Genomic DNA, 22197 nt, shown 5'->3' with positions numbered 1-22197 from the left:
CTACTCTATAGTTGGGGCGGCAGACACGTTTTGCAAAAAAAAAATTCACGGGCACGAAACAAAACGTTCTATTCGTTATCGTCCCAACCATCAAGTTGGCGACGTTCGTTGTGCATTTCACTCTGGAAGATATCCTCCAGTTCACGCCGCGCCTCTTTCACCCGCGAGATCTGCGCCACGTCGCCGCGATTCTGCGGTACAAGTTCGCGCAGCATCCGCATATCCAGACGGCGAAAGTGCTGCTGAGCACGATACGCGCTGTGCGGATGCATCCCCAGCGTCACCAGCGTTTTCTTACCCAGCTCCAATGCACTGGAGAACGTTTCACGCGAGAAATACGTCACTCCAGCCTGCAACAACTCATGAGCCTCAACACGACCACGGGCACGCGCCAAAATATTCAGATGCGGAAAATGCTGCTGGCAAAGATGCACGATGTCCATCGTATCTTCAGGCTCATTACAAGTGATGACGATGGATTTAGCTTTCTCCGCCCCCGAGGCCCTAAGCAACTCAAGCTCCGTTGCATCACCGTAATAGACTTTGTAACCATAAGTGCGCATCAGACCCACCACACTGATATCACGCTCAAGCACAGTAATGCGCATTTTGTTAGCCATCAACAAGCGGCCAATCACCTGACCGAAACGACCAAACCCGACAATAATCACCTGCGGTTCGTCGTCTTGCACATAGTGCTTCTCGTCACTCTCTTCCTGATCGTTATAACGGCGCATCAAAATTCGGTCCACCCACTGCATTAACAGCGGCGTAGTCATCATCGATAGCGTCACGACCACCAGCAATAAGGAGAGCTGCGATGAGGAGATCACTTTTTGCGCACCAGCGGCCGAAAACAGCACGAACGCGAATTCACCGCCCTGGCTCAGCACGGCGGAGAACTGCAGCCGGACTGAAGTCCGAATGCCAAACACCCGCGCCAGGGTATAAAGCACAGAGCCCTTTACCGCCACCAGAACTGTCACGCCAACCAATACCAACAAAATGTGGGTATAAAGCACACCCAGATTCAGTGCCATACCGACGGAGATAAAGAACAGGCCAAGCAGCAAACCTTTAAATGGCTCAATGGCGATTTCCAGCTCATGCTGATATTCACTTTCTGCCAACAACACGCCAGCGATAAAAGTCCCCAGCGCCATCGAGAAGCCAAGGGAATCCATAAACAACGCCGAACCCAATACCACCAAAAGGGCAGCGGCGGTGAACACTTCGCGGACACCCGACGTCACAATCAGTCGGAAGATAGGTCGTAGCAAATAACGCCCACCGATCAACATACCGGCAAAGGCCAGCACTTTCATGCCAATCATTGTCCAGTTGTTGGTCCCTTCGGGGCCATTAGCCAACAACGGGATCAATGCCAACGCAGGGATAACCGCGATGTCCTGAAACAGTAAAACTGCAAAACCCAGTTGTCCGCCCTCGTTGCGGGTCATGCTTTTATCTCGCATCAACTGCAACGCCATCGCGGTAGATGACATTGCCAGACCGATACCGCCAATCAGCGCTGCCTGCCATGAAAATTTAGTCAGGTAGAGCAAACCACCGAGCACCATCGCAGTTAGCATCACCTGACCGGCACCGACACCAAAAATCTGCCGCCGTAGTTCCCACAATTTACCGGGATTCAACTCAAGCCCGATGATAAACATCAGGAACACCACGCCCAGTTCAGAAAAGTGTAGGATCTCATCAACATCACGGATAAAGCCCAGTCCCCACGGACCAATGGCAATACCAGCGATCAGATAACCGAGCACAGCGCCAATCCCCAGACGCTGTGCAATGGGCACGGCGACGACAGCGGCAAACAGAAACAGCAGAATAGCTGCCGGTAAATTGGAACCGTCCATTATGCGATTCCTCCTTGCGGCAGCGGGGACTTCAGCCATTCACCATAAGCTTCGGCATGGCTATGTAACACTCCCGGCTTCTGACGGCGCGCCCAGTAAATAATAATTGGCGTCATCCAATGCATATGGCACATCGCCGACGTCAACTCGAACGGACGCATAATATCGCTCATTGGATAACGGTTATATCCCCCTGCCTTATAGGCGCCTTCCGGCTCGCCGGTGGTGACCACTGAACGCCAGTATTTGCCCCGGAGTTCATTACCGCCAGCCCCACTGGCGAACCCTCGCGCCAGCACACGGTCCATCCATTCTTTCAGCAATGCCGGACAGCTGTAGGTATAAAGAGGATGCTGGAAGACGATCACTTTATGCTCGCGCAACAGCTGCTGTTCAAGATGGATGTCAATAAAAAAATCGGGATAGTGGGCGTACAAATCGTGCACCGTGACATGTTCTAATTTTTGCGCTTGTTGTAATAAAACACGGTTGGCGACCGAATCGGGCGATTCCGGGTGGGCATACAGCAGCAAAACCTTCGGTGGCTGCGACATCAATACCTCCAAAGCGTCGTCAGGGTGCGGTTTTTCCGTTACCATGCTTCGCAAAGACTAAAAATAGGACGCAAAACGCCCTGTTTAATATTATGAAAATTTTGGTTCAAACAAGCGGTGCAGAAGCCGCATAAATCATCTCGAATTTAGATGACAATTTAACATACTCTCAACACGGCGCTTTATGATTGTTTTCTCCTCATTACAAATCCGACGCGGTACCAACGTTCTGCTGGATAACGCATCAGCGACCATTAATCCTGGCCAGAAAGTCGGCCTGGTCGGCAAAAATGGCTGTGGTAAATCCACGCTGATATCATTGCTGAAAAACGAAATGAGTGCCGATGCAGGCAACCTGACGTTTCCAAATAACTGGGCCTTAGCCTGGGTCAATCAGGAAACCCCTGCACTTGACGTCCCCGCCATTGAGTATGTTATCGATGGCGACCGCGAGTTTCGTCAGTTGGAGTCCGAATTACAATCAGCCAACGATCGTGATGATGGGCATACCATCGCGCTCGTTCACGGCAAGCTTGATGCCATTCAGGCTTGGACCATTCCGGCACGGGCTGCCAGTCTACTCAGTGGCCTCGGCTTCACCCAGAACCAGTTGCAACAACCGGTGAAGTCCTTCTCCGGCGGTTGGCGCATGCGTCTTAACCTGGCTCAGGCATTGATTTGCCGCTCTGATTTATTGCTACTGGATGAACCGACCAACCACCTGGATTTGGATGCAGTTATCTGGCTGGAGAAGTGGCTAAAAAGCTACACCGGCACCTTGGTGCTCATCTCCCATGACCGCGACTTCCTTGACCCGATTATCGATAAAATCCTGCATATCGAACAGCAGACGCTGAACGAATACACTGGGAATTATTCATCGTTTGAACGTCAGCGTGCGACCAAGCTGTCACAACAGCAGTCACTGTTTGAAAGCCAGCAAGAAAAAGTGGCGCATCTGCAAAGTTATATCGACCGTTTCCGCGCACAAGCAACCAAAGCCAAACAGGCGCAGAGCCGCATAAAAACGCTCGAACGCATGGAATTGATAGCGCCGGCGCACGTCGACAATCCTTTTCATTTTAGTTTCCGCTCGCCGGAAAGCTTGCCCAACCCGCTGCTGCGGATGGAAAAAGTCAGCGCCGGCTATGGTGACAACACCATCCTCGACTCGATCAAGCTCAATCTGGTGCCAGGATCGCGCATTGGTTTGCTGGGCCGTAACGGTGCCGGTAAATCTACGCTGATCAAATTGCTGGCAGGAACTATGCCGCCGCTCAAGGGTGACATCGGCTTGGCGAAAGGCGTCAAACTGGGTTACTTCGCTCAACATCAGCTCGAGTTCCTGCGGGCCGAAGACTCGCCGCTGCAACACCTTGTGCGCCTGGCCAATAAAGAGACCGAACAGCAACTCCGTGACTATCTTGGCGGCTTCGGCTTCCACGGCGATAAAGTGACCGACCCAACCGAACGTTTTTCCGGTGGCGAAAAGGCCCGTCTGGTGCTGGCATTGATCGTTTGGCAGCGCCCCAATCTGCTGCTGCTCGATGAACCAACCAACCATCTGGATCTCGATATGCGTCAAGCGCTGACCGAAGCGCTGATCGACTTCGAGGGCGCCATGGTTGTCGTCTCGCATGACCGCCACTTATTGCGATCCACCACCGATGACCTGTACCTGGTTCATGGCGGTAAAGTGGAGCAATTTGACGGCGACCTGGAAGATTACCAACAATGGCTGGTAGACATTCAGCGTCAGGAAAGTCAGCAAGAAGCCCCGTCAAAAGATGGCGTAAACAGCGCACAGTCGCGTAAAGATCAGAAACGCCGCGAGGCTGATTTTCGTAATCAGACACAACCCTTGCGTAAGCAGATCACCACGCTGGAATCTCAGATGGAAAAACTGACCAAGGAGCTGGCCACTATTGAAGCGAAACTCGCCGACTCGACGCTTTATGACATCAGCCGAAAAGCCGAACTGACCGAATGCCTGCAACAGCAGATTAAGGTCAAAGGCGTGCTCGATGACACCGAAATGACATGGCTAGACGCCCAGGAACAGCTGGAAGCGTTAGCAAAAACCTTTGATTTAGAGAGTTGATGCCCGATTAAAGCCAACATCATGAAGGAGCCGAATAAGGCTCCTTTTTTTATCTGAAAAATCAGTGCCAAATAAGCAGTACACAGCCCGCAGTTAGCAACCCCATCGTCACATTAAAGCTATACCAGGCGCGGCGACTGCTCAGCAGGCGACCAATCACCGTACCGAATCCCAACCAGATAACGCCGGAAATCAGATTGACGATAAACACCCCCAAACTGATGGCGGCGATGGAGTGGTTATAAGCCGCGCCCGCCAGACTAAAACTGGCGACGGCACCAAGCCCCATTAGCCAGGCTTTGGGATTGAGAAACTGTAATAACCAGCCCTGATACCAGCGCAGCGGTTTTGGCGGTGCAGCACCGACTTCCAACTTTTCATACGCTGAGGTAGCAATCTTCCACGCGAGCCACAGCAAGTACAAACTACCGGCAATCTTAAGAAACAGGTGCAACGTCGGGTAAACCATAATCAGGCTGCCTACGCCAAACGCCACCAGCAACACCATGCTTTGCATGCCGAGCATAATACCGACGAGTAACCAGATAGAGCGGAAAAAACCGAAATTAGCTCCCGAGGTGGTGAGCAACATATTATTCGGGCCCGGCGTGATAGCAGCAACCCACAAAAAACCGAGCATCGAAAAGAATAAACTAAGTTCCATTTATTGGGGTACTCCGACCCAGAGAATGTGCGATAGGATTGAAGCTATCAGTGTGATATTGATCGCACAAGACCCTTTGACGAGATAATTATTCATCCTATGTATGAATCCTTTCGCCCTTTGCGCGGAGCCAGCAATCCGCACCTGCAAACGCTTCTGCCGCGGCTGGTACGCCGACACACGATGCTGCAACCGCACTGGCAGCGACTGGACACCCCAGACGGCGATTTCATCGATTTAGCCTGGAGCGAAGACCCGGAACAGGCGCAGCATAAACCACGCATGGTGCTATTCCACGGTTTGGAAGGAAGTTTCTATAGCCCTTATGCTCACGGCCTGTTACACGCCTGGCGCGAACAGGGCTGGCTCGGTGTCGTGATGCATTTTCGCGGCTGCAGTGGCGAGCCTAATAAGATGCAACGCATCTATCACTCCGGTGAAACCGAAGACGCACGGTTCTTTCTCAACTGGCTGCGTGATACTTACGGCGAGGTGCCGACCGGCGCGGTGGGGGTGTCGCTCGGAGGCAACATGCTGGCCTGCTATCTCGGCCAGGAAGGGAAAGGCTGCACACTCAAAGCCGCCATCGTGGTCTCCGCACCGCTGATGCTGGAACCCTGTGCTGACCGGCTGGAGCGCGGTGCATCGCGTATTTATCAGCACTACCTACTGGATCAGCTTAAACTGAATGCTTCGCGTAAACTGAAGAAATATCCAGGGACGCTGCCAGTCACGCTACAACAGTTGAAATCGATGCGGCGCATTCGTCAATTCGACGACGCTATCACCTCCAAAGCCCATGGTTTTGCCGATGCCCTGGATTACTACCGCCGTTGCAGCGGCCTGCCGATGCTGGCAAAAGTGCGTATTCCGCTGCTGATTATTCATGCCAAAGATGACCCCTTTATGACGCCGGAGGTCATTCCCTCTCTCGTTGATTTGCCGCCGGGTGTCGAGTATCAACTTACCGAGCACGGTGGCCATGTCGGGTTTGTCTCCGGTAGCCTGCGTAATCCGCAGATGTGGCTGGAACAACGCATCCCGGCATGGATAGCGCCCTATTTAAAGAATTGAAGGAACCCGAGTTGTGATTATTCCCTGGCAAGAACTGGATACTGAGATCCTAAACAGCGTGATTGAAGCTTTCGTCCTACGCGAAGGCACCGACTACGGTGAGCAAGAGCGTTCGCTGGAGCAGAAAGTGGACGATGTACGTCGACAACTGAAAAGTGGCGACATCCTGCTGGTCTGGTCCGAACTGCACGAAACCCTAAACATCATGCCTAAAGGGCAGTTTCGTACAGGCGAGGAAGAGCGTCAGGATGACTGGGGCTGAAGCAAAGATTAACCGCGTTTAATTTGTAATAGAATGAATAAGTATGTTAATGATTAGATTAATTATGCGTCGTTTTTGGACGCAGTAGCGTCACCAATACTACGGAGTCATCAGCCCTATGTCAGCTAAACATCCCGTCATTGCGGTCACCGGTTCGAGCGGCGCAGGCACTACCACCACCAGCCTGGCGTTTCGTAAGATATTCCAACAGCTTGGCCTACGCGCAGCTGAACTGGAAGGCGATAGTTTTCATCATTTTACGCGCCCCGAAATGGACGCAGCAATACGTAAAGCACGTGATCTGGGCCGCCACATCAGCTATTTCGGCCCGGAAGCCAATGACTTTGGTTTACTGGAACAAAGCTTCAAAGAGTATGGTGAAAACGGCACTGGCCGTTCCCGTAAATACCTACATACTTATGACGAAGCGGTTCCTTACAACCAGGTACCAGGCACCTTTACGCCGTGGGAGGCGCTGGAGGAACCGACCGACATATTATTCTATGAAGGACTACACGGCGGCGTAGTGGCAGACAAAATCGATGTCGCCTCTCAGGTGGATTTGCTGGTCGGCGTAGTACCGATTGTTAACCTTGAGTGGATCCAGAAACTGGTGCGCGACACCGGCGAACGCGGCCACTCGCGTGAAGCGGTCATGGATTCAGTGGTACGTTCAATGGATGACTACATCAACTACATCACACCACAGTTCTCCCGCACACATATCAACTTCCAGCGCGTACCGACAGTGGACACCTCCAACCCGTTCGCCGCCAAGGCGATACCTTCGCTGGATGAGAGCTTCGTGGTGATTCACTTTCGTGGGCTGGACAATATAGATTTCCCTTATCTGCTGGCGATGTTGCAAGGTTCGTTTATCTCGCACATCAATACCCTGGTGGTGCCCGGCGGTAAAATGGGGCTCGCGATGGAGCTCATTATGGCACCACTGGTGCAGCGCCTGATGGAAGGGAAGAAGATCAAGTGATGAAGCAATGCCGCACGCCGAGACACTGCGGCATTTGGCCACTTACTCCGGCTCGACCACTTCAAAGCTATGAGTGATGGAGGCGGCTTTACCCAGCATCAGGGATACCGAACAATATTTTTCGGCCGATAGGTCTACAGCGCGCTCAACCACTTTATCTGACAAGTTTTTTCCCGTGATAATAAAGTGCAGATTGATGTGAGTGAACAATCTCGGTGCCTCTTCCCGACGTTCAGAGGTCAGTTTGACTTCGCAGTTCTGCACATCGTTACGGCCCTTTTGCAGAATAGACACGACGTCGATGGCACTGCAACCGCCCATCGACATCAGCAACATCTCCATCGGACTTGGCGCTTTATCGCCCGCGTTGCCATCCATCAAAACCTGGTGACCTGATGCTGATTCCCCCAAAAACGTCAGCCCTTCAACCCATTTTACGCGTGCCTGCATACCTTTTACTCCCGCTGCTTTTATTTAAATAGAATTCTTCTCAGACTACCCTTTTAGGAAAAAACCAGCAACGTAACCCGATCGCCATCATGCTGAAGCGAGACAACAGAAGACACTCGCGCAAACCTGTGCTACAAACAGAGCCGATACATACTTTTCAGTAAATTGCGGTGATGGGTTTGTGGTTTTTATATGAAACCACGGTGTTAACAGCATTTATAACGCTGTTACACTCCGACTTCCGCTTGCAGCATTACTGGACAGTTCATATGCTAAAAGGGCGCGCATTTTTAAGACGCCGTACAGGGAACTCTGAGCCCTGTGATTTTGGGCAGCGATAATAACAGAGGATAATAGCTAATGGTTCTCGGCAAGCCACAAACAGACCCTACTCTCGAATGGTTCCTGTCTCACTGTCATATACATAAGTATCCTTCTAAAAGTACGCTGATTCACCAAGGTGAAAAAGCCGAAACGCTCTACTACATCGTGAAAGGGTCGGTCGCCGTCCTGATTAAAGATGAAGAAGGCAAAGAGATGATACTTTCCTACCTGAACCAAGGTGATTTCATCGGCGAGCTGGGACTCTTCGAAGAAGGCCAGGAACGTAGTGCATGGGTTCGTGCCAAATCTGCTTGTGAAGTGGCTGAAATCTCTTATAAAAAATTCCGCCAGTTGATTCAGGTTAATCCGGACATTCTGATGCGTCTTTCCGCTCAGATGGCGACACGGTTGCAAGTGACTTCAGAGAAAGTGGGTAACCTCGCCTTCCTTGACGTGACGGGACGTATCGCGCAAACCTTGCTGAGTCTGGCAAAACAACCGGATGCGATGACTCACCCGGATGGTATGCAGATCAAAATAACTCGTCAGGAAATTGGTCAAATCGTCGGCTGTTCACGCGAGACGGTTGGCCGTATCCTCAAGATGCTGGAAGATCAGAGTTTGATCTCCGCCCACGGTAAAACGATTGTCGTTTACGGCACCCGTTAATTCCCTGAAAAACGGCGCGGCAGGTAACTGCCGCGCCGTTTTTATTGGGTAATAGAAATAGGGTATGCAAAAAAACGTCGAGGCTAACTCAGGCTCCCAGCACTTTCCCAATGGCTTTTGAAAAGCGATTCATCCCCTCACTGATGTCTGCGAACTCAATCACCAGAGATGGCGCAAACCGCATGACGTTCGGGCCGGCGACCAGCATCATCAGACCACAGTCGGCGGCAGCTTTATGGAATTCACTGGCGCGATTTTTATAAGTGTCGGACAACTCAGCGCCTATCAATAATCCCTGACCGCGGAACTCCTTGAATACGCTGTATTGCTGATTAATGGCTTCCAATGCATGAATAAATGCTTCGCGACGCTCGCCGATGCCAGCCAGAACCTCTGGCGTGTTGATGATATCCAACGCCGCTTCGGCGACGGCACAGGCTAACGGGTTCCCACCGTAGGTTGTGCCATGTTTGCCCGGTTCCATCACCGAGGCCACATCTTCTGTCGCCAACATGGCACTGACAGGGAAACCGCCGCCGAGTGCTTTGGCCGTGGTGAGAATGTCCGGAGTAACACCGTAATTCATATAGCTGAACAGTTTACCGCTACGCCCCATGCCGCTCTGAACTTCGTCAAATACCAGTAAAGCCTGATGCTCATCGCACAAATCGCGTAAGCCTTGCAGGAACGCCTGAGTCGCTGGTGTAACGCCACCTTCGCCCTGAACAGGTTCAACCACAATGGCGCAGGTGTGATCATCAATGACAGCTTTCACAGCCTCGAGATCATTGAAGGGTACATGCACGATATCAGCCGGTTTCGGGCCAAATCCATCAGAATACTTAGGCTGACCGCCAACGGAAACCGTGAATAACGTGCGGCCATGAAACGCGTTATGGAAAGCGATGATTTTGCTTTTATACGGATTATGACGATGCGAGGCATAATAGCGTGCCAGCTTGAAGGCAGCTTCGTTGGCTTCTGCTCCGGAATTAGCGAAAAATACCCGATCAGCAAAAGTGGCATCAATAAGCTTTTGTGCCAGTCGCAGTGCAGGTTCGTTGGTAAAGACATTGCTAACATGCCATAGCGTTTCGCCCTGCTCATGCAAGGCCTTCACCAACGCAGGATGACAATGACCGAGTGCAGTCACCGCAATACCCCCGGCGAAATCGACATACTCTTTACCCTGCTGGTCCCACACACGGCTGCCTTTTCCTTTTACCGGAATAAACTGTGCAGGTGCATAAACCGGCAAAATAACCCGGTCAAAAGCATCACGACTTACCGCTAATTTCTCTGCCATTACCATCACCCCTTTCAAGCTGTTACAAGTATATTGTCATTATAAATATATCTTCGGAACAAAACCCAACATGAAAACATAATCATAAAATATGCATAAAAAATCACACACAGGCAATCAAAAATCTGACTTTGTGAAAAAGTAATTCGTTGTCAAAAATTAAATGTCTAAATCTTAAGGAAATTACCCAACAACTGATGCCCTTGCTCGCTGAGAATACTTTCAGGATGGAACTGCACACCATGCAGTGGCAAGTGGTTGTGAGCAATCCCCATGATCTCGTCAGGCTTGCCATCGCGTTCGGTCCAGGCGGTGAGCATGAAGCAATCCGGCAAGCTGTCGGCGTCAACAATCAGCGAATGGTAGCGCGTCACGGTCAATGGGTTGTTAAGACCACAGAAAACACTCTGCCCGGTGTGACGAATCGGCGATGTTTTACCGTGTACTGCCTGACGCGACCGCACCACTTGCCCACCAAAAGCTTGCGCCATGGCCTGATGCCCAAGGCAGACGCCGAGTATAGGCAGTCGGTCGGCAAAATGGGTGATTGCCGCAAGAGAGATCCCGGCGTCGTCCGGCGTACAAGGGCCAGGCGAAATCACCAGATGGGAAGGAGCCAGTTGTTCGATATCAGCGAGACTGAGTTGGTCGTTACGTTTGACCAAAACCTCGGTACCCAGCTCGCAGAAATATTGATAGAGGTTATAGGTAAACGAGTCGTAGTTGTCGATCAGCAGCAGCATGGTATTCGGGGTCTTCAGTCGATGAAATTACCTGAACAATTCTACCCACTTTCGCGACTAGTTGCCGCTGTCGATTTCACTGACAACTTTCTTGAAGATTTCCGTCAGCAGTTTTTTGTTGCCAAACACCGCCGCTTTATTGGCTTCCAACCAACCCGCATGCCCGACTTTTGACCACTGAATATCATAACCTGCATGAATAATCAGTTGCTCGAAGAAGATGCGTTGTGCGCGGCCATTCCCTGCCCGAAACGGGTGCAGCAGATTGATACCGGTATAATAGTGGGCAAGTTTTTTACACAATCCGTCAAGCTGCAGGTCGGCCAGATAGCCGTCTTCCTCTAGCGTCTGCATCAGCGCATTGCCCTCTTTCTCGATATAGGCAAAGTGGCAGAAAGGTGTTTCCTCTTTAGAGATATCCATTTCACGCAGTTCACCGGCCCAAACATAGAGATCCTGAAACAACGTCTGATGAATGGCGCAAAGATGCGGCAAACCCATAGCAGGTTGACCCAGCGTAATCGTGGCCGCACGCAGCGCGGTAAAGGCCATTTCGGCCTGCGCCAGACGGTTGGCTTCGCGGATCTCCAACTTATTTTTTAGTACATCACTACCGGGATAGGCATACGTATCAACGCCAGCATTCAGCTTATCGTTCATAGTGTGCCCTCAAATCGTCAAGCCGTTGAGCAATTTGCTCATCACTTAGCCTGACCTGGTCGATCTGCAATCCGTCCAACTGGCTGCTGGCCATAAAATTGTGATTTTGACACTCACGAAATAGCTTTTCTTTCTGTTTTAGGGTCGGTTTAGTACTCATATCAACTCCTCTGGCATGGGTTTTGGCGCCGTCTTCCAAGATTAAGTATAGACAGGGAAAAGCAGGCGAAAAAACCAACAAAAAGGCGCCACCAGGGCGCCTTGAAAAAACTCATATTTCAGGATGATCACTCAACGGCGATAGGTTTATCGCTGGTTTCGGTTTTCTGCGTACCCTGAATCGTTTTAACCCGTTGCTCAAATTTATTCACCGCGTCAGCATTCGGCAGTAGCGAGTAAGTCAGTTCGAAAACTGTACTCTGTCCAGGTTGCAGCTGTTTGACACGGCCTTGCTTACGTTCGATGGTCACCGGATAAGCGTAGTTGGTGCCCGGTTCAATACCCGTGACGTAACCTTGTTTCAGTGTGTCCGTGTTTTTCCACAAGGTCAACAAAGGTAACTGATGGGTGTTGAACTCAATCGACGCACCTTTGTTACCGGCTTTGTTAACCACACCTGCTATTGTTTTACCCTGCGCATCAGCGTAAGGCACCATGTTAAAGACCATTTCATCAAAGTTTTTGGTCGGACCCGCGTAGGTCTGCCAGTCGCTCATGCCTTTTTTCGCATAATCATTGAAAGGTGAAATTGATTTCACCGGGGCGATGAAACGCGCGCCCTGCTCGAGGATTGGCTGCCCAAAATTGCTGTGGTAAATAATCTGGTAGTCATGTGGATAGTCGGACTGGTTGGTCAGGGTGTCGTGAATGGTCCAGGAGTGACTGCCCGGCACATAACGCAGCTCAGTCCAGGTTTCCAGTTTGGCTTTCTTGAAAGTGTGCTCTTTAATGAGGCCACGCACGGTGATTTCATACGGCGCGGTGTCTGAAATGTCCACGACCACTTTCGACGCGGGTGTGTTGCCCGCACGGCCGTGCAGTGTATAAATCATACCGTCAGCCACCACGGGATGCCCGGTCCATTCGTAGCCACAGCGCACCATCATCTCGTTGAAACCTTCCAGCCAGCCGACACCGTTACGGCTTTCCAGATTGATAAACGCCGGATTCACCACTTCATTGACCGGAGAATCCCAGCCGAGTCGGATATTGTCACCGGTTACATGAAGGAGATCCATGCCGCGGGTCGGGCTGAGTGCAATCGTCAGTCCTTTACTCGTGATAGTCAGGACTTTGGAGCCTTCCTGCTTACCGCCGTGCAGTACTTTCTGTTGGATGCTGAAATCTGCGCCTGCCAGCTTCAGCTTTTGGCTACTAATTTGCCAGTCACCCTTGTCCATACCGGCTTCAGCATCCGTCAGCACGAAAGATTGTGCCGCGACCTGCCATGACATCAGCCCCATTACCACACCTGTTACGATGATTTTTTTCATTATTTACACCCTTTGCTGAATTGATTAAGCGGAAACAATCTAAGCCTAGTAACAGCTACAGTGTAAAAATGTGACAGCTTTCAACTCACGGGACTTTGCTGTATTTAAAAGGGGAGAATTGTGGATTAGGCGACACTTCTACTGGAATATTGCAGTTGTATTGCACAGAAAAAGTGATGCGTAGCAGGATCAACAAAGAGAAGCTGACGCGATTCAGCCACTTCCATTATGTTATGCACAATAAAAAACCTCCGTTAAAAACGGAGGTTTTAGTCAATCTGCGAAAACGCGATACCTCAAATAGTTCGATGAGGCTATAACGATTATTAAGGCAGAACCTTCGCCGATAAGATCACCACTGGCGTGGTCGGCACGTTCTGGTAAGGACCGACATTATCGGTTTTTACCTGAGCAATTTTATCAACAACATCCATCCCTTTGATCACTTTACCAAAGACCGCATAACCGAAATCTCGCTGACCGTGGTCGAGGAACGCATTGTCCGCCACGTTGAAGAAGAACTGCCCAGTGGCGCTGTCTTTCTCGGCGGTGCGGGCCATGGCAATAGTACCGCGCAGGTTACGCAGGCCATTGTCCGCCTCGTTGACGATCGGTGCATTGGTCTTTTTCTGCTGCATATCAGCAGTGAATCCGCCCCCCTGAATCATAAAGCCCGGGATGACGCGATGGAATATGGTGTTGTTGTAATAGCCGCTTTGAGCGTAATCGACGAAATTCTTCACAGAAACCGGCGCCTTAGCACTGTCGAGTTCTACTTCAATATTCCCTGCAGAGGTAGTCAGCAGTACGTGTTGCTGTGCCGCAGCCAACGCCGCTGGCGAAAGCGCAGCCAGGGATAGCAGTGCGGTGAAGGTCACTAAAGTACGTTTAAACATGACGGTTCCTTTATCCAGAATACAACCAACTAAACCCGTCGATTCTAAAGAGCCTCTAACCATAGCGCCAGAGCTTTACTTTTATTTACGTAGCAGAGCAACCTTATTTTGCTGGCTGGGTCATACCGTCATAAGTTGCGTCTTTTTTGACCTCAAATTATGGCTATGGGCACGGTACGCACTGACGCATCTATCCGGGGTTTATGGAGGCCATAAGCCTAACTGGCGTGGTGTCCAACAGCAGTTTACGCCAAAATTTGTCAGCCCTGAGCCAGGGCTCCCCAACACCGGCATAACGCTTCAACCTTTTAGCTGTTGAAATCCACCGGCTCGTTTTTATCCAGATATATCACGGTCCGGGCAGGCTGCGTTTCGGCAATCACCACTCCTCGACGAACCGAATAGCGCACCGGCGCCTGGCGACGCACCGCATCAAAACCGCTTTCTGCCGCTAAAATAACCAGACTGGCAGCGTTGCCCGCGTCCAGGCCGTAGCCCTGTAAATTCATGGTGCGCGCGCTGTAGGTGGTGATGAGTTTCAGGCCGTCATCAATTTGCTGATAGCCCATCAGCTGGCAGACGTGCAGGCCCATGTGCAGCACCTGCAACATATTGGCGGTGCCGCACGTCGGCACCCAGCTTCAGCGCCGCTTCCAGCAGGTCTTCGCCGTTGGGGTACGACATAATCCCTTCCTGTGGAAACGCGACGATTTGCAGCGTCACCCACGGCGCAACTTCGGCTTTCACTTCCAGCATGGCTTTCAGCGCGGTCAGCGTCGGGTCGGACACAGCAGCGCCTTGCGTTCCGCCCAGCGCTCGATGCCTTCGAACAGCGTGCCTGACTGATTCCACGACGGCTGACCGGCGGTTTGCGTCGTATCGAGGTGGATATGTGGCTCGATAAAAGGCGCGATCGCTAGCCCGCCCTCGCCATCCAGAATGTGCTCGCCCTGCTCATCATTGTGCGGCTGGGAAAGGATCTGGCTAACCACGCCGTCTTCGATATCGATCTGCCACAGACCGTCACGGTCTGGCATCCGGACATTTTTAATGGTACGCAAAAGGGGTTTTGTCACACGCGACCTCATGGTTTCAACAAGACGGTAGGAAGAAAGCAATAAGAGAACAATAGCCTGAAACTGTTTATAAATCGAAAGGTTACACAAAAATCCAATAAAATCATATAAATACCACCTAGGGAGTATATTGGGAGCCGCTTGATTTGCATCAATACCCCCTATTACGCGCGCGTTATGTTTAGCCTCAGAAAATCAAAATCGAGGCAATTATGAGCAAAGTCAGACTCGCGATTATTGGTAACGGCATGGTCGGCCATCGCTTTATCGAAGATTTACTGGATAAAGCTGAACCCGGCCAGTTCGATATCACGGTACTGTGTGAAGAGCCGCGCGTGGCCTATGACCGCGTCCATCTTTCCTCCTATTTTTCCCACCATACCGCCGAAGAGCTTTCTCTGGTACGCGAGGGCTTCTACGAGAAGCACAACGTCAACGTTCTGATCGGTGAACGCGCCATCACGCTAAACCGCAAAGAGAAAGTGATCCACTCCAGCAGTGGCCGCACGGTGGTGTACGACAAACTGGTTATCGCCACTGGTTCCTACCCGTGGGTGCCGCCGATCCTCGGTTCCGACAGTCAGGACTGTTTTGTTTATCGCACCATCGAAGATTTACACGCCATTGAAGCCTGCGCTCGTCGCAGTAAACGCGGCGCAGTGGTCGGCGGCGGCCTGCTCGGTCTGGAAGCCGCAGGCGCGCTGAAAAACCTCGGCGTGGAAACGCACGTGGTGGAATTTGCGCCGGGCCTAATGGCCGAACAGCTCGACGTGATGGGCGGCAACCAGCTGCGCCAGAAAATCGAAAGCATGGGCGTGCAGGTGCATACCGCGAAAAATACCAAAGAGATCGTTCAGGGCGGCGGCACGGCACGCAAAACCATGGAATTTGCCGACGGCACTTCGCTGGAAGTCGATTTCATCGTGTTCTCCACCGGTATCCGTCCGCAGGATAAGCTGGCACGCCAGTGCGATCTGGCGATCGCGCCGCGCGGCGGCATCGTGATCAACGACCAGTGCCAGACCAGCGATCCAGACGTATACGCCATCGGCGAATGTGCGTCGTGGAATCAGCGCACTTTCGGTCTGGTCGCACCCGGCTACAAAATGGCGCAGGTCACCGCTGATCATCTCCTTGGCCACGAAAACAGCTTCACCGGCGCAGACATGAGTGCCAAGCTGAAACTGCTGGGCGTTGACGTGGCCGGTATCGGCGACGCACACGCACGCACACCGGGCGCACGCAGCTATGTGTATCTCGACGAGAACAAAGCGCTGTATAAGCGTCTGGTGGTCAGTGAAGACAATAAAACCCTACTCGGCGCGGTACTGGTCGGCGATACCAGCGACTACGGCAATCTGCTCCAACTGGTGCTGAACAATATCGCACTGCCGGAAAACCCGGATGCATTGATCCTACCGGCTCACGCGGGCAGCGGCGGTGCGGTGATCGGTACTGACGCTCTGCCGGAAAGCGCGCAGATCTGCTCGTGCTTCGACGTCACCAAAGGCGATATCATCAAAGCGGTGCAAGGCGGCTGCCACACGGTGGCGGCGCTGAAATCAGCCACCAAAGCCGGTACCGGTTGCGGCGGCTGTATTCCACTGGTCACTCAGGTGCTAAACGCAGAGCTGAGCAAGCAAGGTATCGAAGTGAATCATCATCTGTGTGAACACTTCGCGTATTCCCGTCAGGAGCTGTACCATCTGATCCGTGTTGAAGGGATTCGCTCGTTCGACGATCTACTGAATAAATACGGCAAAGGCTACGGCTGCGAAGTTTGTAAACCGACCATCGGCTCGCTGCTGGCCTCGTGCTGGAATGACTACGTGCTGAAAGCACAGCACACACCGTTGCAGGACACCAACGACGTCTTCCTCGCCAACATACAAAAAGACGGCACCTATTCCGTGATCCCGCGATCTCCGGGCGGCGAAATCACGCCACAGGGTTTGCTGGTGATTGGCGAAATTGCCGCCGAATACAATCTCTACACCAAAATCACCGGCTCCCAGCGCATCGGCATGTTCGGCGCGCAGAAAGACGATTTACCGGCGATCTGGCAGAAGCTGATTAATGCAGGATTTGAAACCGGTCAGGCCTATGCCAAAGCGCTGCGCATGGCGAAAACCTGCGTCGGCAGCACCTGGTGCCGCTACGGCGTCGGCGACAGCCTCGGTTTCGGTATCAGTCTGGAGAACCGTTACAAAGGCATCCGTACGCCGCACAAAATGAAATTCGGCGTGTCGGGTTGTACCCGTGAATGTTCCGAAGCGCAGGGTAAAGACGTCGGGATTATTGCGACGGAAAACGGTTGGAACCTGTACGTTTGCGGTAACGGCGGCATGAAACCGCGCCACGGTGATTTGCTGGCGGCCGATCTGGATAACGCCACGTTGCTGCGCTACCTGGATCGCTTCATGATGTTCTACATCCGCACCGCCGATAAGCTGCAACGCACCTCGGTCTGGATGGATAACCTCGAAGGAGGCATCGACTACCTGCGTAACGTCATCATCGACAATAAGCTGGGCCTCAACGACCAGTTGGAAGCCGAGCTGGCGCGCCTGCGTGAATCTACCCTGTGCGAATGGCAGGAAACGCTGAACGATCCGGTGGCGCAACTCCGCTTCACGCACTTTATCAACAGCGATCAGCGCGACCCGAACGTGCAGTTTGTTTCTGAACGTCAACAACATCGTCCGGCATGTCCTGATGAACGTATCCCGGTGACTGTGATCACCGCCAGGGAGGAAGTATGATGAGCCAGTGGTTAACGCTTTGTTCTGTAGAACAAATTCTGCCGGGCTGCGGCGTCTGTGCGCTGGCCGGGGACGCGCAGGTTGCGCTGTTCCGCCCTTATGCCGATGTGCAGATTTTCGCCCTCTCGAATATCGACCCGTTTGCGCAGGCCAGCGTGTTATCACGTGGGATTATCGGCGAACATCAGGGCGAGCTGTGGGTCGCCAGCCCGCTGAAAAAACAGCATTTCCGCCTGACCGACGGCTTCTGCATGGAAGATGATCAGTACTCGATTCCGTCCTACAAGGTCCGCGTGCGCGACGGTCATATCGAAATCAATACCGCCAGTCTTCAGGCTAAAATCGGCTAATCTTCGTGCCTTTCACGCCGCCTCTGGGCGGCGTTTTCATCTGCTTGTGAGATCATCACTCATGGATTATTTGCCCCTCTTTTGTCAGCTGAAAAACAGAGCCTGTTTGCTGGTCGGTGCCGGTGACGTGGCTGAACGTAAAGCGCGTTTGCTGCTCGACGCAGGTGCAAAACTGACGGTAAACGCCCTCACCTTCACGCCGCAGTTTCAGATCTGGGCCGATGAAGGCAAAGTCCGCCTGCTGAAAGGGGAATTTTCTCCGCTGCTGGTGGATGAAAAATGGCTGGTGGTGGCCGCTACCGATTCCGATTTAGTGAATCAGGAAGTCAGTGAAGCCGCCGAGTATCGCCGCGTATTCTGTAACGTGGTGGATGCGCCGGAAAGCGCCAGCGTGATTATGCCGTCGATCATCGACCGTTCCCCGCTGATGATTGCAGTTTCGTCCGGCGGCAATGCGCCAGTGCTGGCGCGTCTGCTGCGCGAACGGCTGGAATCCATTTTGCCGCAGCATCTGGGTAAACTGGCGCAGGTGGCGGGCGGATTGCGGGCTCGGGTCAAAACGCATTTCAGCGACATGTCCGAACGCCGTCGCTGGTGGGAAAAACTGTTTAATCATCATCGTCTGGCGCAGTCTCTGGCCAATAATAACGATGCGCAGAGTGAGCACTATCTCGAAGAACTGTTCAGCGAGCCGGTGGATAAACACGGCGAGGTGATTCTGGTCGGTGCGGGACCGGGCGATGCCGGTCTGCTGACGCTCAAAGGGTTACAACAAATGCAGCTGGCCGACGTGGTGGTATATGACCGGCTGGTCTCCGATGCCGTGCTGAATCTGGTACGTCGCGACGCCGAACGGATTTTCGTCGGCAAGCGCGCCGGGCATCATTGCGTTGCGCAGGAACGTATTAACGAAATCCTGCTGGAACAGGCGCAGATGGGTAAACGCGTGGTCAGGCTCAAAGGCGGGGATCCGTTTATTTTTGGCCGTGGCGGCGAAGAGCTGGAAGCGCTGAAAGCAGCCGGCATTGCGTTTTCCGTCGTGCCAGGGATCACAGCGGCATCCGGTTGTTCCGCTTACAGCGGCATTCCGCTGACCCACCGTGACCACGCGCAAAGCGTGCGGTTTATCACCGGTCACGCAAAACAGGACGGCGTGACCGACTGGGCATGCCTGGCGCAGGGTCAGCAAACGCTAGTGTTTTATATGGGGCTGACGCAGGCTGGAGAAATACAGCGCAGCTTGCTGGAAAACGGTCTGCCAGCAGAAACGCCGGTCGCGCTGGTAGAAAACGGCACCAGCCAGCAGCAGCGCGTGGTCACCGGAACGCTGACTGAGCTGGGTCATCTGGCGAAACAGGTGCAAAGCCCGAGCCTGATTATCGTCGGCAGCGTGGTGAGCCTGCGGCAGAAACTGAACTGGTTCACCAGCCACTAAAGAACACAAAAAAGGCCAGCAATTCAGCTGGCCTTTTCACGTTTCAACGTCGGTTTACCACATTACGGCAGCGTCACAAAACCAATGGCTTCATAAGCTTTTTTCAACGTGACGCTGGCACGGGCACGGGCTTTCTCTGCGCCCTCTTTCATAATCTGTTGCAGGAAGGCTTCATCGCTGCGGAAACGGTTAAAACGTTCCTGCACCTCGGTCAACATTCCCGATACCGCTTCGGCAACGGCACCTTTCAGGTGACCATACATCTGGCCTTCGAACTCAGCTTCCAACTCGGCAATCGTCTTGCCAGTCACGCCGGACAGGATATCCAGCAGGTTGGAAACACCCGGTTTGTTCTTCACATCGTAACGGATAACCGGCGGCTCTTCGGAGTCGGTCATTGCGCTTTTGATTTTTTTGGTCACCGCTTTAGGATCTTCCAGCAGGCCAATCACGTTTTTGCGGTTGTCGTCCGACTTGGACATCTTCTTGGTCGGTTCCTGCAACGACATCACGCGCGCGCCGGATTTCGGGATGAACGGCTCAGGCACGGTGAACACATCGCCGTAGATCGCGTTAAAACGGCTGGCGACATCACGGCTCAGTTCCAGATGCTGTTTCTGGTCTTCGCCCACCGGCACCTGATTGGTCTGGTACAACAGGATATCAGCGGCCATCAGTACCGGATAATCGAACAAACCGGCGGTAATACTTTCGCTGTTGGAGGTTTCGTAGCGCGCTGATTTGTCTTTGAACTGCGTCATGCGACCCAGCTCGCCGAAATAGGTGTAGCAGTTCAGCGCCCAGCTCAGTTGGGTATGTTCAGGAACATGAGACTGCACGAAGATGGTACTTTTCTTCGGATCAATGCCGATGGCCAAATACAGCGCCAGCGTGTCGAGCGTCGCTTTGCGCAGCTTTTCGGCATCCTGACGCACGGTGATCGCGTGCAGATCGACGATGCAGTAAATGCATTCGTAATCGTCCTGCATTTTGACCCACTGACGCAGTGCACCCATGTAGTTGCCAATGGTCAATTCGCCGGAGGGCTGTGCGCCACTAAATACGATGGGTTTACTCATTTTATGCTTCCTGATCTTTTAAAGATGACAGCCCCAAAGCGGGCAAAAGGTCGGCAAAATGTTCCAGCACGCGATCGGGTTTGCTCAGCGCGATGGTTTCACCGTAGTTATATCCGTAAGTCATACCCACACAAGGACAACCTGCCGCCTGTGCTGCCTGAATGTCATTGCGGGAATCGCCGACAAAGACCAGCTCACTGGCACGCAGGCCGAGCGTACCCAGCATCAGATACAGTGGCGCCGGGTGCGGTTTCTTCGCCACGACGTCATCACCGCCCAGCACCAGCGTGAAATAGCTACCGATGCCCAGTGATTCCAGCAGAGGTGCGATAAACGGCGTCGGTTTATTTGTGACAAGTCCCAAAGGTAATCCCAGTGCGGCAAGGGCTGCCAGCGTTTCTTTTACCTGCGGGTAGAGACGGCTGCCGGAAGCGGCCGTGTCGGCGTAGTAGTGATCGAACTTATCGCGGACTTTTTGCAGGAACTCAGGCGACATATCACCTTCGGCCCAGCGCACAGCGCGCTCGACCATAATGTCTGCACCGTTGCCAATCCAGGTGCTGATGCGTTCAATCCCCGCAGCAGGCAAATTAACATCACGCAACGCCATATCTACGGCATCAGCCAGACCCGGTGCGCTGTCGACCAGCGTGCCGTCTAAATCGAATGCCACACCGCGCGCTGCCAGGGTGTCAGTCATGAGAAACCTTCGCCAGTTCGCTGCGCATATGGTCAATGACGGTGCGGTAATCAGGCTGATTAAAGATGGCAGAACCGGCAACAAACATATCTGCACCCGCGGCGGCAATCTCACCAATATTTTCAGCGTTGACGCCACCATCAATTTCCAGGCGAATGTCATAGCCGCTGTCATCAATCAGTTTGCGTACCTGACGCAGCTTATCGAGAGTGCCGGGAATAAACGACTGACCACCGAAGCCAGGGTTAACCGACATCAACAGAATGACGTCGAGTTTATCCATCACGTAATCCAAATAACTCAACGATGTCGCCGGGTTAAATACCAGGCCAGCTTTACAGCCGTGCTCTCTGATAAGCGAAATAGTGCGGTCAAGATGCTCAGAAGCCTCAGGATGGAACGAGATATAGCTGGCACCTGCGGCGGCGAAATCCGGGATCAGGCGATCGACCGGTTTTACCATCAGATGCACGTCAATCGGCGCGTTAATCCCGGCTTTTTGCAGATAATTATGCAGCGACTGGCATACCAGCGGCCCTATCGTCAGATTAGGCACGTAGTGGTTGTCCATTACATCAAAGTGTACGACGTCTCCGCCAGCTTCCAGTACTTTAGCCGTGTCTTCACCCAAACGGGCAAAGTCAGCCGATAAAATGGACGGGGCAATCAAAAACTTTTTCATTCGCTTCTCCAGACAAGAGGGTTACGAGCCGGTCTGCGCTTGTTCACGCAAA

General features: G+C 52.6%; 21 protein-coding genes and 1 pseudogene. 8 read left to right on the top strand and 14 right to left on the bottom strand.

The window, feature by feature from the left end; translation table 11 throughout:
• Window positions 1-68: 68 nt before the first annotated feature.
• Both kefB and kefG read right to left on the bottom strand, forming a co-directional pair.
• Window positions 69-1877, bottom strand: a complete 1809-nt coding sequence (gene kefB, locus IEV89_RS14490) for a glutathione-regulated potassium-efflux system protein KefB (RefSeq protein WP_188474237.1) — start codon at window positions 1875-1877, stop codon at window positions 69-71.
• Window positions 1877-2431 carry a glutathione-regulated potassium-efflux system ancillary protein KefG gene (gene kefG / locus IEV89_RS14485; RefSeq protein ID WP_188474236.1) on the bottom strand — a complete coding sequence of 185 codons (555 nt, stop codon included), beginning with the start codon at window positions 2429-2431 and terminating at the stop codon, window positions 1877-1879. Before kefG ends, kefB begins: the two co-directional genes overlap by 1 nt.
• 184 nt (window positions 2432-2615) lie before the next feature.
• Here kefG and IEV89_RS14480 point away from each other — a divergent pair, with 184 nt between their 5' ends.
• A complete protein-coding gene (locus tag IEV89_RS14480) occupies window positions 2616-4532 on the top strand; it encodes an ABC transporter ATP-binding protein (protein ID WP_188474235.1) in 1917 nt (638 codons plus the stop codon).
• Between the two features lie 61 nt (window positions 4533-4593).
• Here the strand turns inward: IEV89_RS14480 and IEV89_RS14475 are convergent, their stop codons facing one another.
• Window positions 4594-5196, bottom strand: a complete 603-nt coding sequence (locus IEV89_RS14475; RefSeq protein ID WP_188474234.1) for a LysE family translocator — start codon at window positions 5194-5196, stop codon at window positions 4594-4596.
• A 99-nt stretch (window positions 5197-5295) separates the two neighbouring features.
• On the opposite strand from IEV89_RS14475, the gene IEV89_RS14470 reads away from it, so the two are divergent.
• The 3 genes from IEV89_RS14470 (at window position 5296) to IEV89_RS14460 (ending at window position 7520) form a co-directional block, all read left to right on the top strand.
• A complete protein-coding gene (locus tag IEV89_RS14470; protein ID WP_188474233.1) occupies window positions 5296-6270 on the top strand; it encodes a hydrolase in 975 nt (324 codons plus the stop codon).
• 13 nt (window positions 6271-6283) lie between these two features.
• Entirely contained in the window at window positions 6284-6532 is a 249-nt protein-coding gene (locus IEV89_RS14465; RefSeq protein WP_188474232.1) for a YheU family protein, read from the top strand.
• 118 nt (window positions 6533-6650) lie between these two features.
• The gene (locus IEV89_RS14460; RefSeq protein ID WP_188474231.1) at window positions 6651-7520 is read left to right on the top strand and encodes a phosphoribulokinase; all 870 of its coding nucleotides are present in this window, start codon (window positions 6651-6653) and stop codon (window positions 7518-7520) included.
• A 42-nt stretch (window positions 7521-7562) separates the two neighbouring features.
• On the opposite strand, the gene IEV89_RS14455 is transcribed toward IEV89_RS14460, so the two are convergent.
• The gene (locus IEV89_RS14455) at window positions 7563-7970 is read right to left on the bottom strand and encodes an OsmC family protein (protein ID WP_188474230.1); all 408 of its coding nucleotides are present in this window, start codon (window positions 7968-7970) and stop codon (window positions 7563-7565) included.
• Between the two features lie 360 nt (window positions 7971-8330).
• Here IEV89_RS14455 and crp point away from each other — a divergent pair, with 360 nt between their 5' ends.
• Window positions 8331-8963 (top strand): cAMP-activated global transcriptional regulator CRP, encoded by a 633-nt coding sequence (gene crp / locus IEV89_RS14450; protein ID WP_188474229.1) that lies wholly within the window; start codon window positions 8331-8333, stop codon window positions 8961-8963.
• An 88-nt stretch (window positions 8964-9051) separates the two neighbouring features.
• Here crp and argD read toward each other — a convergent pair whose 3' ends face one another.
• The 7 genes and pseudogenes from argD to IEV89_RS14415 all read right to left on the bottom strand — a co-directional run bounded on the left by argD (window position 9052) and on the right by IEV89_RS14415 (window position 15137).
• Window positions 9052-10269 carry a bifunctional acetylornithine/succinyldiaminopimelate transaminase gene (gene argD / locus IEV89_RS14445; RefSeq protein WP_188474228.1) on the bottom strand — a complete coding sequence of 406 codons (1218 nt, stop codon included), beginning with the start codon at window positions 10267-10269 and terminating at the stop codon, window positions 9052-9054.
• Between the two features lie 167 nt (window positions 10270-10436).
• Entirely contained in the window at window positions 10437-11012 is a 576-nt protein-coding gene (locus IEV89_RS14440; RefSeq protein WP_188474227.1) for an aminodeoxychorismate synthase component II, read from the bottom strand.
• A gap of 57 nt (window positions 11013-11069) precedes the next feature.
• Window positions 11070-11672, bottom strand: coding sequence for a putative adenosine monophosphate-protein transferase Fic (locus IEV89_RS14435; protein ID WP_188474226.1), 603 nt, complete (start codon window positions 11670-11672; stop codon window positions 11070-11072).
• A complete protein-coding gene (locus tag IEV89_RS14430) occupies window positions 11662-11832 on the bottom strand; it encodes a YhfG family protein (RefSeq protein ID WP_188474225.1) in 171 nt (56 codons plus the stop codon). The genes IEV89_RS14435 and IEV89_RS14430 overlap by 11 nt, the downstream gene beginning before the upstream one ends.
• 127 nt (window positions 11833-11959) lie before the next feature.
• Window positions 11960-13165, bottom strand: a complete 1206-nt coding sequence (locus IEV89_RS14425; RefSeq protein WP_188474224.1) for an aldose 1-epimerase family protein — start codon at window positions 13163-13165, stop codon at window positions 11960-11962.
• 326 nt (window positions 13166-13491) lie between these two features.
• Window positions 13492-14061, bottom strand: coding sequence for a peptidylprolyl isomerase A (gene ppiA, locus IEV89_RS14420; protein ID WP_188474223.1), 570 nt, complete (start codon window positions 14059-14061; stop codon window positions 13492-13494).
• A gap of 308 nt (window positions 14062-14369) precedes the next feature.
• Window positions 14370-15137: pseudogene (locus IEV89_RS14415) on the bottom strand (amidohydrolase family protein).
• Between the two features lie 212 nt (window positions 15138-15349).
• On the opposite strand from IEV89_RS14415, the gene nirB reads away from it, so the two are divergent.
• From nirB to cysG, 3 genes are all read left to right on the top strand, one after another.
• Complete coding sequence (gene nirB / locus IEV89_RS14410; protein WP_188474222.1) at window positions 15350-17899, top strand: nitrite reductase large subunit NirB; 2550 nt, start codon at window positions 15350-15352, stop codon at window positions 17897-17899.
• Window positions 17899-18249 carry a nitrite reductase small subunit NirD gene (gene nirD / locus IEV89_RS14405; RefSeq protein ID WP_188474254.1) on the top strand — a complete coding sequence of 117 codons (351 nt, stop codon included), beginning with the start codon at window positions 17899-17901 and terminating at the stop codon, window positions 18247-18249. The genes nirB and nirD overlap by 1 nt, the downstream gene beginning before the upstream one ends.
• Window positions 18250-18310: 61 nt before the next feature.
• Entirely contained in the window at window positions 18311-19684 is a 1374-nt protein-coding gene (gene cysG, locus IEV89_RS14400) for a siroheme synthase CysG (RefSeq protein WP_188474221.1), read from the top strand.
• Window positions 19685-19746: 62 nt separating this feature from the next.
• Here cysG and trpS read toward each other — a convergent pair whose 3' ends face one another.
• From trpS to rpe, 3 genes are read right to left on the bottom strand one after another with little or no spacing between them, the layout of a single operon-like run.
• Entirely contained in the window at window positions 19747-20763 is a 1017-nt protein-coding gene (trpS, locus tag IEV89_RS14395; RefSeq protein ID WP_188474220.1) for a tryptophan--tRNA ligase, read from the bottom strand.
• A gap of 1 nt (window position 20764) precedes the next feature.
• Window positions 20765-21463 carry a phosphoglycolate phosphatase gene (locus tag IEV89_RS14390; protein WP_188474219.1) on the bottom strand — a complete coding sequence of 233 codons (699 nt, stop codon included), beginning with the start codon at window positions 21461-21463 and terminating at the stop codon, window positions 20765-20767.
• Window positions 21456-22145, bottom strand: coding sequence for a ribulose-phosphate 3-epimerase (gene rpe / locus IEV89_RS14385; protein ID WP_188474218.1), 690 nt, complete (start codon window positions 22143-22145; stop codon window positions 21456-21458). The genes IEV89_RS14390 and rpe overlap by 8 nt, the downstream gene beginning before the upstream one ends.
• Window positions 22146-22197: the final 52 nt, after the last annotated feature.

It is taken from the genome of Hafnia psychrotolerans, from assembly GCF_014639435.1.
In the GTDB taxonomy this organism is placed as follows: Bacteria; Pseudomonadota; Gammaproteobacteria; order Enterobacterales; family Enterobacteriaceae; genus Ewingella; species Ewingella psychrotolerans.
The sequence above is the reverse complement of the archived record's forward strand: the minus strand, read 5'-3'. Positions and strand labels throughout refer to the sequence as shown.

Excerpts from the sequence above, each read along its gene's own strand:
- kefB (WP_188474237.1), bottom strand. The coding sequence starts at position 1,877 with ATGGACGGTTCCAATTTACCGGCAGCTATTCTGCTGTTTCTGTTTGCC.
- kefG (WP_188474236.1), bottom strand. The coding sequence starts at position 2,431 with ATGTCGCAGCCACCGAAGGTTTTGCTGCTGTATGCCCACCCGGAATCG.
- IEV89_RS14480 (WP_188474235.1), top strand. The coding sequence starts at position 2,616 with ATGATTGTTTTCTCCTCATTACAAATCCGACGCGGTACCAACGTTCTG.
- IEV89_RS14475 (WP_188474234.1), bottom strand. The coding sequence starts at position 5,196 with ATGGAACTTAGTTTATTCTTTTCGATGCTCGGTTTTTTGTGGGTTGCT.
- IEV89_RS14470 (WP_188474233.1), top strand. The coding sequence starts at position 5,296 with ATGTATGAATCCTTTCGCCCTTTGCGCGGAGCCAGCAATCCGCACCTG.
- IEV89_RS14460 (WP_188474231.1), top strand. The coding sequence starts at position 6,651 with ATGTCAGCTAAACATCCCGTCATTGCGGTCACCGGTTCGAGCGGCGCA.
- IEV89_RS14455 (WP_188474230.1), bottom strand. The coding sequence starts at position 7,970 with ATGCAGGCACGCGTAAAATGGGTTGAAGGGCTGACGTTTTTGGGGGAA.
- crp (WP_188474229.1), top strand. The coding sequence starts at position 8,331 with ATGGTTCTCGGCAAGCCACAAACAGACCCTACTCTCGAATGGTTCCTG.
- argD (WP_188474228.1), bottom strand. The coding sequence starts at position 10,269 with ATGGCAGAGAAATTAGCGGTAAGTCGTGATGCTTTTGACCGGGTTATT.
- IEV89_RS14440 (WP_188474227.1), bottom strand. The coding sequence starts at position 11,012 with ATGCTGCTGCTGATCGACAACTACGACTCGTTTACCTATAACCTCTAT.
- IEV89_RS14435 (WP_188474226.1), bottom strand. The coding sequence starts at position 11,672 with ATGAACGATAAGCTGAATGCTGGCGTTGATACGTATGCCTATCCCGGT.
- IEV89_RS14430 (WP_188474225.1), bottom strand. The coding sequence starts at position 11,832 with ATGAGTACTAAACCGACCCTAAAACAGAAAGAAAAGCTATTTCGTGAG.
- IEV89_RS14425 (WP_188474224.1), bottom strand. The coding sequence starts at position 13,165 with ATGAAAAAAATCATCGTAACAGGTGTGGTAATGGGGCTGATGTCATGG.
- ppiA (WP_188474223.1), bottom strand. The coding sequence starts at position 14,061 with ATGTTTAAACGTACTTTAGTGACCTTCACCGCACTGCTATCCCTGGCT.
- nirB (WP_188474222.1), top strand. The coding sequence starts at position 15,350 with ATGAGCAAAGTCAGACTCGCGATTATTGGTAACGGCATGGTCGGCCAT.
- nirD (WP_188474254.1), top strand. The coding sequence starts at position 17,899 with ATGAGCCAGTGGTTAACGCTTTGTTCTGTAGAACAAATTCTGCCGGGC.
- cysG (WP_188474221.1), top strand. The coding sequence starts at position 18,311 with ATGGATTATTTGCCCCTCTTTTGTCAGCTGAAAAACAGAGCCTGTTTG.
- trpS (WP_188474220.1), bottom strand. The coding sequence starts at position 20,763 with ATGAGTAAACCCATCGTATTTAGTGGCGCACAGCCCTCCGGCGAATTG.
- IEV89_RS14390 (WP_188474219.1), bottom strand. The coding sequence starts at position 21,463 with ATGACTGACACCCTGGCAGCGCGCGGTGTGGCATTCGATTTAGACGGC.
- rpe (WP_188474218.1), bottom strand. The coding sequence starts at position 22,145 with ATGAAAAAGTTTTTGATTGCCCCGTCCATTTTATCGGCTGACTTTGCC.